Annotated in this window: 1 pseudogene; it reads left to right on the forward strand. The window is 71.7% G+C overall.

The features are described 5' to 3' along the window. Nucleotides 1–229: 229 nt before the first annotated feature. Nucleotides 230–555, forward strand: a pseudogene (locus CKO15_RS13890) (hypothetical protein); the annotation flags it as partial.

Consider the following 555-nt stretch of genomic DNA (forward strand, 5'->3'; position numbering starts at 1 on the left):
CTGATGGCTGAGCAGACGGGCCGGATCGGCTTCCTGTATCTCGGCTTCGGGCTGCTGACCATGTTGTCCGGCATCGTCGTGCTGCTGCTGGTGCAGACCGCACGCGCCGTCTACGAGCGCGGCATCTGCCTGCCGGAGTGAGCCGCGCGCCGGCGCGCCGGCTGATCTTCAGCATCGGACCCGCCGCAGCCGTCACGCCAGCCAACACTCAGCACGGAGACAGAAAGCCATGAATCACCCCAGCCCGACACCGGCCACCGTCAAACCGAGCCGAGCGCTGCTGCGCAACGGCATCGTGCTCGGTGTGCTCGCCGCGCTCTTCGCCGGCGGCCTCTTCCTCCTCTACAGCCTCACCGACGGTGAGCGGGTGCCGCTGGCACAGCAGCGCGCATCCGCTGGCCAAAGCCCGTCAAAGCCAGAGCCCCCCTCGGCGCCACCAGCAGAGCCCGCGGACCCGCCACCGGAGACGGCGGCAGAGACAGCGCTCACGGCGCCGGCATCGCCGCAGGCGCCCGACGCAGGGCCGGCACAAGCGCCGGCCCCGACGCCGGCGGC

Origin of the sequence: Halorhodospira abdelmalekii (assembly GCF_016583625.1) — a bacterium.
Classification (GTDB): domain Bacteria; phylum Pseudomonadota; class Gammaproteobacteria; order Nitrococcales; family Halorhodospiraceae; genus Halorhodospira; species Halorhodospira abdelmalekii.